A 13,384-nucleotide genomic window follows, 5' to 3' on the forward strand; every position below is an offset into this window, starting at 1 on the left:
GGTCGAAAAGTAGCTAATGGATTTAAAGAAACAATGAAAATTATTTTTGATGAATATCTACCAAAATGGAATTATCGTGCAGTGCCGACTATTTAACCAACGCTAAAGTTATTAAATTTTCATTCCTAATCTGGCGATTCTCGAAATCCCACAGTATGGTCTTCCAAATTCTGCCATCGCACCAGCAGAATATAGCGATTCGTGCTTTCTATACAGCGTTGCAGCTCGTGCGTGATATACCCCGGCATAGAAGAAATAATAGCTGAAGCTGTTTTGAAAGCAGTTTCAAATTCAGCAGCCATATTAGGTTTAACATCAAGAATTGCAACTTCTAATATCATAAATTTAAGGTGAATTGCGCCTGAAACTTTGTTGAATAGCAGCATTTTCTATCTGGTTCCGAAATAGATCGAGCATTCCGATAACTTCTCGGTGTAACTCTAGATATTCATCCCTATCGAATACCAAATAATTACCGTGGGCAATTCCGTTTCTTGTCTTTAAAAGCTTGGTGTCAATCAAAACCGATTTAGTAGAGTATATCGAAAAATCTATTCCCAGAATATAAGTTATTTCTTTTAAAATTTCGGAAGATAGATTCGATGCCGTAGATATTGGATTTTCAGGTAGGATACATCTCTGATTTAATTCGGAAATAAAGAACTTACAAACAGGTATATACAATGAGGGCTTATTTGTCTCTTTTGCATCCTTAAGTTTTTCTTTCATTGCCAAAGCCAAAAAATTACTAGAAAGCTGCTGATAGGTAAGCTTTTTTGAAATTACATATTCTAGATAAGAGTTGGCTGCTAACTTGACAAAACCTTCCCAATGGGAATAGAGAATACATACTCCACTCCGAACTAATGCTTTATGTCTTTGCTCAGAAACATTTTTCGCTTCTATCAAAGATTTCATTTCTGAAAGTTCCTTTTTTCGCCAAGCAAGATCGGTTGCCAATTTATCACTTAATTGTTCCGCTGTTCGGATACTCATAAACGTGAAAATACCTTTCTACCAAGCGGAATTAGATAGGGTAAGCGTCTTGCTGCATTCATTCCAGCTCCCGACCATTGTTTATAAATTTTATTTGACCAAATAGTTTTTATACGATTAGATATTTGGTCTATTTCAATTGGATTTTGATAGTTGTATCCAATTCCTAGTGCTACCACCTCATATAAAGATAATAGAAAGCCTCCCAGGAATTTATCCTGATCCGATTTATATCGCTTGAAGCTATCATCTCCCATAGCTCGATCGAGAATATTGAATGTTACATCGAACGCTCTCTCTATATGGCTGAAATCCAAATCTTTTTTAACAGCCATTTCACGCATTCTAGCAGTTAGGAACTCGCTCACATCACCACCCAACTTTTTAAGACTTGCATTATCTTGGTCGAAGAGAAGAATAAAACGCAATACTAATTCCATATCATACTGTTCTTCATAGAGTCGATCGCTCAAAGCAATGCAGCTTTTAAATGACTCGCGATCTGCCAGTGAACGCATCAAATCATACAAATTTTTATTCAACATTAAAAGAATACAATTTCTTACTTCTTGTGGTGTAGCAATTGAACCTCCTGTATTTAGTCGCTGAAATAGTTCATATTTAATCATTTCATCGCTTTCTTTTTCAACAATATTGACCGATATTTTGGCTCGCTTGATCAATAAACGCTGTACCTGACTAAAAGAGTTATCTTTGTCGTCTGGATCGTCCCACTTTTTACCTTTCAAGGAAGGTAAATATGTAGTTTCTTGTAAGGCGAAAAAAGATGTGTCTTGCTCTTGATTGTCGGGCTTCAAAAGCCCTACAAATTCATAGATGGTTGAGAGTCTCTGTAAACCATCTATCACATCCCAAATTCCATCATCTCTTTGACTAACAAAAATTGGGGGAATCGGTATGCCTAAAAGAATTGATTCTATGAAAGTTGATTTTTGATAATCCGACCACCGAAAAAACCTTTGAAAATCTGGGTGAATATCGATTTCATTCTTCTCATAAAGACTGATCCACTCGCCAATAGACATTGAGTAGCTATCTGTCCGAATTTCTTGCCTTGTTTTGTCAATCTCTTCTTGTAGAGGCATGGCTGAAGCAGTCCTAAGTATATGTATAGCTCTTCTTGCAGAATGGCAATATTTAAAGATTATATCACGCTTACGAACATCTGAAAAAGCGATCGCCCAGAAATAGTCAACTTTGCTCTCAAGACAATGGGGAACCTGATCCGATCGATCTAATCGAATACAGAAATTCATTGAACCGATCGGCTAAACAAATCGCTCTCTTAGTTTGTCACATCCGTGAAAGCGGCAATGCAGCGATCGCCCGTTAACGAAGCCCTCGAAGAGGAGCCTCCGCCCCCAGTTTTAAGCCAACACCCAAATATCGAACCCTCCCCCTTCTTGCAACTTTGTGGCACGCTATGATTGACAGTTGCGAGCTTTTCAGAATCTAAATGCCAAACACAACTACAATAATTTCCAGCCTGCTGTTATTTATCCCAGTTTCCATCGCCGGACACTTTCTCGGCTGGGAACCCTCCACAATCTTCATCACCTCAGCCCTAGCCATTATCCCCCTAGCGGCCTGGATGGGCACAGCTACCGAAGAAATCGCCGTCGTACTCGGCTCAAACTTGGGGGGTTTGCTCAACGCTACCTTCGGAAATGCCACAGAATTAATTATCGGCATCGTCGCCCTCAACGCCGGACTAATAGATGTTGTCAAGGCCAGCATCACCGGTTCAATTATCAGCAACTTACTGCTGGTGATGGGATTTGCGATGCTGCTAGGCGGCTTGCGCTACAAAGAACAAGAATTTCAGCCGACAGTCGCGCGGTTGAACGCTTCGGCGATGAACTTAGCCGTAATTGCCATTTTGGTGCCGACTGCTGTTGATGTCACCTCTATGGGCATCGCCCCGGAAACTATGCAGCAACTCTCCAGCGCTGTTTCTGTAGTCCTGATTCTCGTCTACGTGCTGACGCTGCTGTTTTCGATGAAAACCCACAGTTATCTGTACGATGCTGGAGTGGCAGAAGTTGAAATGCTCGAAGAATTAGCCGAAAGTAACTTAGCACCAGACAGTCCCGATCACAAAGTGAATCTGCCATTGTGGATTGGGGTGCTGTTGAGCTGTACGCTGATGGTGGCGATCGAGTCAGAATTGCTCGTGAGTACCCTAGAAGAAGCTACCGCCACTTTGGGGCTGACATCACTGTTTACCGGGGTGATTTTAGTGCCGATTATTGGCAATGCGGCCGAACACACGACGGCGGTGACGGTGGCGATGAAAAATAAAATGGATTTGTCGGTTTCTGTGGCCGTGGGTTCAAGTTTGCAAATTGCTTTGTTTGTTGCCCCAGTGTTGGTTTTGGTGGGTTTTATCCTGGGCAAACCGATGGACTTGGACTTCAACCCGTTTGAACTCGTAGCGGTAGCGGTGGCGGTGCTGATCGCGAATTCTATCAGTTCTGATGGCAAGTCTAACTGGCTCGAAGGTACTTTGCTGTTGGCGGCCTATGCTGTTTTGGCGCTGGCATTCTACTTCCATCCGGTAATCGAGGGACTCGCTTAAAAGGCTAGAGAGGGAAGTTCGGCAGCGGATTTAACGGATTTAACGGATTTAACGGATAGAATTCCCGATTACCCATCATTGATTACCGATTACCATCAGTTCTGCCGTCATCGGGCAGAGGGAAGAAACAAGGAAGTTCGGCAACGGATTGTGTAGCGGATTTAACGGATTTAACGGATAGAATTCCCGATTACCGATCATTGATTACCGATTACCATCAGTTCTGCCGTCATCGGGCAGAGGGAAGTTCGGCAACGGATTGTGTAGCGGATTTAACGGATGTAACGGATAGAATTCCCGATTACCCATCATTGATTACCGATTACCATCAGTTCTGCTGTCATCGGGCAGAGGGAAGAAACAAGGAAGTTCGGCAACGGATTGTGTAGCGGATTTAACGGATGTAACGGATAGAATTCCCGATTACCCATCATTGATTACCGATTACCATCAGTTCTGCCGCCATCGGGCAGAGGGAAGAAACAAGGAAGGAAGAGGCAAAAGGCATTAGGCAGATTTTTGTCCCTTACTCTCCCCCTCTCCCACTCTCCCGCTCTCCCCCTCTCCCACTCTCCCTATCTCCCCCTCTTCCCATCTCCCTATCTCCCCCTCTCTCCCTCTCTTTTCTTTCTTCCTTTGAGAGTGGTCGTGGCGATCGTATAATGGAAAGGGGAAAACGAGCTAGAGTTCACTCCGCTTGACTTGTGCGACGCGAAGGATTTAAATCAAGAGTGCTCATCAGTCTTGTACTAGGTGTGATACGATCGTCATAAGTTGAAAATTGAGTATCACTAGACAACGTAAAAACTTAACTGGATTGTTGAGTACGTAGTCACACCGATAGGTGTTGCCGTCTAGGAGAACTCGCATTTGAACGAAAACCTCAATAGATCAAGAGGACTAATTAAGTACGGTAGGGCATACCGGAATTAACGCTTGAGGAGAAGACACTTTTACTTGATCTGGAGTAATCCAGTCCCAAGCAAGTGACTTCGCTGAACCAAGAATCTCAGTCACCAAGAGTGCTGAGAGTGCCAAAGTAAAACTTGATAGAGCAACCTCAATCAGGGTTATGTGGCTTCGTGAGTTATTGCCTCAATCCCAAATGCCCGAATCCCTCCGATCCAGCCAACTCTGGTAGATCCGCGTGTATCCACTGCGGGTCTGAACTTTTGTTGCAAGGTAGATATCGGCTAGTCGCGCCTCTCGGAGGTGGTGGCTTTGGCAGAACATTTGAAGTGGACGACAACGGCGCTCGAAGAGTGCTCAAAGTCCTACTCAAAGAACATCCCAAAGCTGTAGAACTTTTTAAGCAAGAAGCCGACGTATTGGTCAGGCTGAGACATCCAGGTATTCCAAAAGTCGATCGCGACGGTTATTTTATATTTACGCCAGCTCACGGCACAGAGTTTTTTCACTGTCTGGTGATGGAGAAAATTGCTGGGGCAAATTTGCAAGACTGGCTGAAACATCGGGGCCGCCCGATCAGTCAAGAACAAGCTCTGAACTGGCTCAAACAACTGTCGGAAATTTTAGATCAAGTTCACCGACTCAACTATTTTCATCGGGATATCAAGCCGCACAATATTATGTGCAAGCCGAACGGGCAGTTAGTGCTGATTGACTTCGGGACTGCTCGGGAAGTGTCAGGGACTTATTTCGCTAAGGTGGGTCAGGGAGGAAATGTGACTGGTATTGTTTCCCCTGGCTATACGCCGCCGGAACAAACTAATGGCAAGGCGGTTCCGCAGTCAGATTTTTTTGCTCTGGGGCGCACTTTTGTTTATTTGCTGACTGGAAAGCCGCCGACTGCGTTTCCAGAGAACCCGCGCACGGGCAAATTAATGTGGCGCAAAGGAGCTCCTCAGGTTTCCGACCCCTTGGCTAATGTCATCGATTATTTGATGGCGCCTTTTCCCGGAAATCGACCTCAAAGTCCGCAGATGGTTTTGCAGTGCTTGGAGGAAATTCATCTCGACGGCGCGGAAACTCAGTTGCCGACTCAGTTGCCGACGACGGGGCAAACTAAAATTCGCGGAACTTCCGGGGCGGCTGGGGCGACGAAACACACTTCCATCAACCGCCTCAGGCCTCTAAATTCTGCTGGCTTGAACCAGTCTGAGAAAGAAGTTTTAGGTTGGAAAAAGAAGTTGCTGGCGGGCGCTGCTGTTTTGATGCTGGGTATTGGCGCGTCTCAAATTTATGGTTCGATGCGTTACGGAGTGTTTCCGGCAAACCCGGTGTGGCTGCTTTCTAGTTTGCCTAGCAGTCAGTTTTTGCAAAGAAGTTTGGATAATGTCGGAAGTGTAAATGCGATCGCCCTGTCGCCGGACGGTCAAACTTTGGTCAGCGCCAGCTTTGGGACGATGAGAATTTGGAATGTGAAGACGGGACGCGTGGTGCGGACTCTAAATCCGGTGCATTCTAAGAAATCGGTCAACACGCTGGCGGTGAGCCCGGATGGCTCGATGTTGGCCAGTGGTGGCGACGACAATAATGTGATTTTGTGGGATTTGAAGACGGGGCGGCGGGTGCGGACGATTGCCGCTCACAAAGCCGCCGTCAACGCGATCGCTTTTAGCAGCGACGGTAAAATTCTGGCTAGCGGCAGCGATGACAAAACTGTTCGCTTGTGGAATGTCAAAACCGGCAGCAGGTTGCGGACTTTGAGTGGCCACGCCGGAGGAGTAAACGCGATCGCGTTGAGCCGCGACGGTAAAACTCTGGCTAGCGGCAGCGATGACAAGACTGTGCGTTTGTGGAATCTCGACACCGGAGAAGTCAGAAGAATTATCACGGGTCACGGGGGCGCGGTTAATGCTGTGGCTTTTAGCCCAAACGGGCAAGTTTTGGCTAGTGCTAGCAGTGACAATACGATCCGTTTGTCGAACGTGCAAGACGGGAAGCGCACTCGCACTTTTAAAGGGCATTCGAGCTGGGTGAGGACGATCGCCTTTAGCCCGGACAACCGCACTTTGATCAGCGGGGGCGGAGATATTATAGTTTGGGATTTGAAGACGGGCAAAGAAAGAACCACTCTTTCTGGTCACGGCCAGTTTGTGAATTCTGTGGCTATTACCAAAGATAGCAAGACTTTGGTGAGCGGCAGTCCCGATCACACTATTAAGATTTGGCGAATGCCATAGTCAGTTGACAGTTGACAGTTGACAGTTGATAGTTGTCAGTTGGCAGTTGGCAGTTGATAGTTGTCAGTTGGCAGTTGGCAGTTGGTCGTTGGCAGTTGGCAGTAGTGTAAGGTGTGCAGCATACATTGTACAGAATTACTTTTTTTTACGAACCGCGTCCTTCGCGAAGGAAGAAAAGAGAGACTGTATTACCAATGACCAATGACCAATGACCAATGACTAATTTTAAAATAATCAAGAAGTTGTGCAAAGGGACATGATATTATCCCAAAATTCCTCGCCCGTTTTTGGCAAATTCATCAACTGTTTGCTGGGACAATTCGTGAACTGCCATTGCTTGCAATACGTCCAAAGGCAATGTCAAATGATGGGCGCCGGCTAATAAAGTATTTACTGCTTCTTCTGGTGATTTAATGCTTGCTGCCAAAATCTCTGTATTAGTTCTCTGCAATACGTTAGCCATATCTCGCACTAAGGCAAAACCGTCTCCGAGGAGTCTGGTGGCGCGATTCACGTAGGCGATCGCATATTTCGCCCCTGCTTCTGCGGCAACAACCGCCTGGGCGGCACTGTAAATCGCCGTCACTGCACAAGGAATTTTCGGCGATAATTGGGCTACTGCTTGAAAACCAGCCGCGGTTGCTGGAACTTTCAAAACTGTTTGCTGTCCAATTAATTCAAAAGCGGCTTTTCCTTCTGCTACCATGCCATCCAAATCGGATGCTGTTAACTGATAGTACAGTTCCCCAGGAATCATTTGTGCCAGTTGTTTGAGTGTCTCTTCAGCAGATAGCTCACTTTTTGCCAAAAGTGTCGGATTAGTAGTAATTCCCGCTATCCATCCGAACTTGCTCGCCCGTGCGGCTTCCGCTACAATTGCAGTATCAACATAAATCGCCATCGGCTCTACACCTTCAGTTTCTTAATATTTTTCAGACGCCTGCTTTCTGCTTGAGAGCGATCGGAGCCAAATTAATTGTTAAGCTTTTACTATATCAGAATCTCGGAAATATTACTGTTAAGTAAATATAACAATTCAGTGATGTGCATCACCGACAGTAAGTAGATTAGTAGGAAAATATATAAGTATGTAGTTGCGATGCAAACGCAGTCAAAATAAGCAACTGCAAGGCTTCCGATCGCTTTACATTTCGTGACAGATCCAAGTTTATTTGCACCTATCTACTTAGGGCAATTTTAAAATTAGTGAGTTTTGAATTCAACAGGACTTCCTTCATTCAATTGACAGTTGACCGTTGACAGATGAGTGCGACCTCTACCTGGAAGGAATAGGATTGGAGTAATGAATAGTCTGATTTTAATTTCTCCCTGATCAGGGAGAGGCTTTCAACAAATTCTTTCTGGTAAAGAAGCCGCGTTGATTAGGGAAATTGCGTAAGTGCTCTTGAAGATAGCTTATAACTGAAATCAAAACTTTGAAGTCATTTGGTAACTGTGATTATCGGGTCTAGAAAAAATGACTTCCTAAATCCCGGATACACATAAGTTACATTTGTAGTAATGGTTATGTACGCAATCACTCAAGGAGGTGACTCAGAAAATGACCAAAGAACAAAATCAGCAGCAACAAGTCAGCCTTGAGATATCTTCTGAACAAGTCGAATCGGAAAAAATCGCAGCAACGGCTGAAGAATTATCGGTAAATGTTAAGTCTGAAACTGTATCTGAAGCGGTGGAAAATAGCGCCCAAGATGGTTTAAAGGCTCTAGGCCGTTTGATGATGGTGAGCCTAACTTGGTCGCTGGCTGGGCTTTCTAAACCCAAGTAATACCATTTTGACAAAAGATTGCTACACAATAAATGTTGTGTTTGTTTACAATGATCCTGCTCAGAAGGTGCGTCGCTGTTAAATCGTCGATATTTTTCAGGGATTGTTGATGGCGACACACGCTACGATTACTGTTGCATTAATTTGACTTTCTTGGTATAAGTTATGGATAGCTACCGCAACTGGCGAGTTAGGAGTTGTGAGTTGGGTTGGGAATTTTCTGGAACTCAAAACACACAACTCTTGGACTTAAATAATTTCCGGTTACTTCTCATAAAATCCGTTTGTAGTGAGGACTTCCATCCTCTCTCTTCCGACTATTGAATATTTTCTGAACCAACCGCCTCAGAAATTGAATTAAATCCTTTTTCTTCTAACTTTTGTAGCAAACCTTCCAAAATCCGCCGCACCATCCAAGGCCCTTCGTAAACCCAACCAGTATAAACTTGAATTAAACTTGCACCGGCGGCGATTTTTTCCCAAGCATCTTGGGCGGTGAAAATGCCGCCTACTCCAATTATTGGTAATTCCCCTTTTGTATATTGCCAGATAAATCGGATTACTTCTGTCGATCGCTCTTTGACTGGCATTCCGCTAATTCCGCCCGCTTCTTCGGCGATGGGTTTGCCTGTTTCTCGCAATATTTGGGTTTTCAATCCGTCGCGGCGGATGGTGGTGTTGGTGGCGATAATTCCTGCTAGTTGGTAGGTTTTTGCTAAGTCGAGGATGGATGCGATCGCCTCCGACTCCAAATCCGGCGCAATTTTGACTAAAATTGGCTTGATTCCTTGATTTTCTTGTTGCAAAATTTCCAAAATTGTGCTAAGCCCAGCAGCATCTTGGAGCGATCGCAACCCAGGCGTATTGGGAGAGGAAACGTTGACAACAAAATAGTCGCCCCAATCTTTGAGCAGCTTAAAACTCTCCAAATAATCGGCTGCTGCCAGCTCTAACGGTGTTACCTTAGATTTACCGAGATTGATGCCGATCGGGAATGGCGACTCAGGCATAGGGCGCGAGGCGTCGAATTTTGACTGTTTCTGTGCTGCCTGAAACCGGGCTGCCATTGCCGCGGCTCCTTGATTGTTAAATCCCATGCGGTTGAGGGCTGCACTGTCGTCCGTCAAGCGAAACAAGCGAGGTTGGGGGTTTCCCGGCTGCGCTTGCGACGTGACTGTACCGAGTTCGGCAAAGCCAAAGCCAAAATTTGCCCAAATGTCCGCAGCTACGCCGTTTTTATCAAATCCCGCGGCTAAGCCGACAGGATTTTTAAAGCTCAGTCCCCACTTCGATTGTTCGAGGCGATCGTCTTGTACTCCCAAAGATTTCTGCAATCGGGAGAGCATTTGGCTGGTGGCAGGATTAGACTGGGTTCTGGCTGCTAGTTCGAGAATTTGAAGAGTGCGGTTGTGCAACCACTCGGCATCGGTTTTCAATACGGAAAACAACAGCGGGCGCACGCTTGATTGATAAATATCCAATGACTTGTCCTGGGGCAGTTGACCAATGAGAAATGAGAAGGGAGATAAAAATATTCAGCAGGAGACTGGAAAGGTGAGATTTTTACTTGGACTTCGATCGACTTGATCTAATCTTTTAGATTTAAGCATAAATTAGACGACTATATTATAGGTTGATTCTTTTTAATTTTAATATTTTTAAATTTTAAGTTGGTAATTTGAAATTAAACAAAGGTGTGGGGAATCTGGGAAATGGGGCAGGAGCAAAGATTGAAGGATTTAGACGAACAAATCGCGGGCCTGGATCGCGTTCTCCAGATTCTCCGAGAAGAGGAGAATGTGGAAGTGCTGCTGGAAACCACTCTCGGTTACTTGCAAGCGGAATTTGATTGGCGGTTGATTTGGATTGGGTTGTACGATCGACAGGCGCACCGATTGTTAGGCAAAGGTGGCATGACTCCTAACGGCGATTTGTCTTTTCTCAAACAGCGATTTTCCCTCAGCGCTGGGGATTTGCTGGAACAGGTGGTGATTCAGCTTCAGCCGGTGGGAGTCTCGGATTTGCGATCGGAAAACAAAGCTGGAGAATGGCGCAAAGCAGCTCAAATTTACAATATTCAAGGCACGACTCTGTTTCCGCTGCGCTACCAAGACCGCTGCTACGGCGTGATTTTGCTGGGGACTGATGTGTCGGGATCGTCGCCAAAGTCGGCGGAAAAAACGCAGTTGGCGATCGTATTTGGAGCGCTAGCAACTGCTCTTTACCAAATAGAAAAAGATTGGCAGCGACAACAAGTCAAACGCCCGGATGAGTCTCTGTTAGCGCTGATTTCGCAGTTGCGGGAATTGCGATCGCTCGACCAATATTTGCAAGCGGTAGTCGAACAAGCCCATGAATTTATCGAGCCGACGCGGACTAATGTTTATTGGTTTGAGCGAGAGCGGCGCTATTTTTGGCGTCGAGTCAGCAACCGCCAAGTTGCTCCGGGTTTGGGCTTGATCCGACCGGCTTCGGGCATCACTGTGCAAGACTTGGGAGAATTTTATCAGGCTTTGGCCGCGGAACAAATAGTTTGGATCGGTGAATCTCATAGTTCTCTGAAAACTGAGCTGACGGGGCGGTTGATGCAGCAAATTCGTGCTCGCTCTCTGTTGGCTGCGCCGATTGTTTTGGAAGGGGAATTGTTGGGATTTTTGGCGGTGGAAGCCGGCGAGGCCCGGATTTGGCAAGATAATGAAAAACATTACCTGCGGGGAGCGGCGCATTTAGTGGCTCTGACGGCTCCTCTGTCGGAGATGGAGGAGAGGATTGAGCAAACTGAGCTCGATCGAGATTTAACTGCCGGAATAGCCCGCGCCATCTACAGCGATGCTGACTGGGAGGCGACTTTGAAAAATACGGCTGAGCAGTTGTGCTCTCGGCTCAAGTGCGAATACTTTTTGCTGTTGCTGTACAGGGAAGAACAAAATCGCTTTGAAATTGTCTGCCAAAATCTGCCCCGCAACCGCAGACAAGTACCGTCGCCGCTCAACGCCCTTGATGCCGGTGACGTGGGGCTGGTGCAAGCCAGCGAGGAACCTCTGGCGATCGAAAATTGGGAGGAAGACGGGCGGTTGGGCGCTTGGCGGGAAGTGCTGGGAGAAGCTGGGGTGCGATCGCTTTTGGCATCGAGCACTCGCGGAAAACAGTCCGAGGGAGAAAACCCCAATCGCAAATCGCAAATCGCAAATCGCAAATCGATCGAGGGTTTGCTGGTTGTCGGGCACAGCGCAACTCGCACTTGGAGAGGCTCGGAGCGAGAATTAGTTCGGGTAGTTAGCCAACAGTTAGGATTAATCCTGCACTCCTGGCAGCAGAGTTCGGAAATTGACAAATATCAGCAATTTGAGCGATCGATCAAATCGGGTTTGGCGGTTTTGCAGCATTCTGGCGAGGAGCAATCTGGGCGACAGATATCTGCTGCTTCACCGCAGATGTTGCCCGAGTTGCCGCTGCAAAAGCTCGATCGTCACTTTGCCGAACACGTTTCCCAGACAATTGCCTGTCCTTTAGTCGCCGTAATTACTTGGAATCCCGGCCAGGATGCAGGTTCAATCTCGGCGGCGGTAGCTGCCAACCCCGTATTTGCCTTGAATCCCGATGCGCTGATTCATGTCCAAACAGACGCTTTGATCCAAAAAACCCTAGCGGAAGGAGGCGTGCTGCAACAGAGCATGAGCCAAGTGCCGCTGGCGACGAAGCGGTGGCTACGCAGTCCGGGAATTGGCGAAATTATGACAGTGGCGCTGCGGACAGCCCCAGAACACGCTCCCCTGGGCATTGTGGTGGTTGCGGATGCTACGGGCCGCCAGTGGTCAGAATTGTCCATGAATTTACTGACTTCGATGGCGTCTCAGTTGGCTTGGTGGCGGAGGTATTTGGCGGTGCAATCGGCGCAGGAGTCGCAGCGATTGGATCTGGAGATGCTCAACTGGTACAAGCAGCGCCGTTTCGAGGATTTTTACCGCACTGTGGCAGCGGGCGTTAAGGAGTTGGGAGAGTTGAGCCAGTCGATTTTGCAGTCGGCGAAGGAACAAAAGGATGCTCTGAAAACTTTGCGCTACCAACAGGTTTTGCGACAAATTGGCAATGGTTTGGGGTCAATTCATTTGGTGCTGAAACAGGAGCAGTGGCGGCCGCTATTTGCACAAGATGCGGTGCCTGTGAGCGCTTGGTTGAGGCGATCGCTCGATCGCACGGCCCCCCTGGTCAAACAGTCGGGAATCTTGCTGGAAGTGAACAGAGAGACTGCTGTGTCGCTGCCTGCGGGTCAGACTTTGGGCGTTCGCGCCGACAGCATTAAGCTGGATTTGATCCTGTGCGAATTGCTGGCGATGGCTTGCAGACGCTCTGGAGTTGGCGACAAGGTTGAGATTCGCTCTCAACTTTTGGGGGAAGATTGGCTAGAATTATCTGTGATTGATAGTGGCGCGTGCGATCGACAGTTAATTGCTGTGTTCAACGGCGGTTTCCACGGCGATATATTGGCTGTTACGTCAAATAGGTCGATCGTGCAAAATCTCTTAATTTGTCAGCGGGCGGTACGCTTAATGGGGGGAGACTTTTCCTTAGAAATATTAGAAAATAACTTAATTGTCGCCCGCTTAGTGCTGCCCCTAGCCACCTCTTAAAAATTCTGTTAACTTTGTAGCGCACAGCGCACCGATTGACTAGACTTGAATTGCATAAATTTTGGATCGATCGGGAAACCGCAGATGTAAGGCAGATTAACACAGATTAACGCAGATGCTTGTCAAGAAGTGCGATCGAATGAATGCAATCTTGTCTTTTGTAGGGTGCGCCGTGCACACCCTACAAAATACTATCCATCTCGACAGCAACCTGAAAGTATCG

9 protein-coding genes are annotated in these 13,384 nt (G+C 46.6%); 4 read left to right on the forward strand and 5 right to left on the reverse strand.

What is annotated here, in order from left to right; all coding sequences use genetic code 11:
- Positions 1 to 125: 125 nt before the first annotated feature.
- Genes K4039_RS01910 through K4039_RS01920 form a run of 3 tightly spaced genes read right to left on the reverse strand, consistent with a single transcriptional unit; the run spans position 126 to position 2,273 of the window.
- On the reverse strand, positions 126 to 341 hold the full coding sequence (locus tag K4039_RS01910) for an antibiotic biosynthesis monooxygenase (protein ID WP_265233429.1): 216 nt from the start codon (positions 339 to 341) through the stop codon (positions 126 to 128).
- A gap of 4 nt (positions 342 to 345) precedes the next feature.
- A complete protein-coding gene (locus K4039_RS01915; protein ID WP_265233430.1) occupies positions 346 to 996 on the reverse strand; it encodes an MAE_28990/MAE_18760 family HEPN-like nuclease in 651 nt (216 codons plus the stop codon).
- A complete protein-coding gene (locus K4039_RS01920) occupies positions 993 to 2,273 on the reverse strand; it encodes a DUF262 domain-containing protein (RefSeq protein ID WP_265233431.1) in 1,281 nt (426 codons plus the stop codon). The genes K4039_RS01915 and K4039_RS01920 overlap by 4 nt, the downstream gene beginning before the upstream one ends.
- Before the next feature lie 200 nt (positions 2,274 to 2,473).
- Between K4039_RS01920 and cax the strand changes: the two genes are divergently transcribed.
- Together cax and K4039_RS01930 are read left to right on the forward strand one after the other, a co-directional pair.
- Positions 2,474 to 3,595 carry a calcium/proton exchanger gene (cax, locus tag K4039_RS01925; protein ID WP_265233432.1) on the forward strand — a complete coding sequence of 374 codons (1,122 nt, stop codon included), beginning with the start codon at positions 2,474 to 2,476 and terminating at the stop codon, positions 3,593 to 3,595.
- Between the two features lie 1,082 nt (positions 3,596 to 4,677).
- Positions 4,678 to 6,741, forward strand: a complete 2,064-nt coding sequence (locus tag K4039_RS01930; protein ID WP_265233579.1) for a serine/threonine-protein kinase — start codon at positions 4,678 to 4,680, stop codon at positions 6,739 to 6,741.
- Positions 6,742 to 7,003: 262 nt separating this feature from the next.
- Here K4039_RS01930 and K4039_RS01935 read toward each other — a convergent pair whose 3' ends face one another.
- The gene (locus tag K4039_RS01935) at positions 7,004 to 7,642 is read right to left on the reverse strand and encodes a transaldolase family protein (protein ID WP_265233433.1); all 639 of its coding nucleotides are present in this window, start codon (positions 7,640 to 7,642) and stop codon (positions 7,004 to 7,006) included.
- A gap of 660 nt (positions 7,643 to 8,302) precedes the next feature.
- Between K4039_RS01935 and K4039_RS01940 the strand changes: the two genes are divergently transcribed.
- Entirely contained in the window at positions 8,303 to 8,530 is a 228-nt protein-coding gene (locus tag K4039_RS01940; protein WP_265233434.1) for a hypothetical protein, read from the forward strand.
- A 317-nt stretch (positions 8,531 to 8,847) separates the two neighbouring features.
- On the opposite strand, the gene K4039_RS01945 is transcribed toward K4039_RS01940, so the two are convergent.
- Entirely contained in the window at positions 8,848 to 10,011 is a 1,164-nt protein-coding gene (locus tag K4039_RS01945) for a quinone-dependent dihydroorotate dehydrogenase (protein WP_265233435.1), read from the reverse strand.
- 231 nt (positions 10,012 to 10,242) lie between these two features.
- Between K4039_RS01945 and K4039_RS01950 the strand changes: the two genes are divergently transcribed.
- The gene (locus tag K4039_RS01950) at positions 10,243 to 13,161 is read left to right on the forward strand and encodes a GAF domain-containing protein (protein WP_265233436.1); all 2,919 of its coding nucleotides are present in this window, start codon (positions 10,243 to 10,245) and stop codon (positions 13,159 to 13,161) included.
- Positions 13,162 to 13,384: the final 223 nt, after the last annotated feature.

This window comes from Lyngbya sp. CCAP 1446/10, from assembly GCF_026130175.1.
Taxonomy (GTDB): Bacteria; Cyanobacteriota; Cyanobacteriia; order Cyanobacteriales; family Microcoleaceae; genus Microcoleus.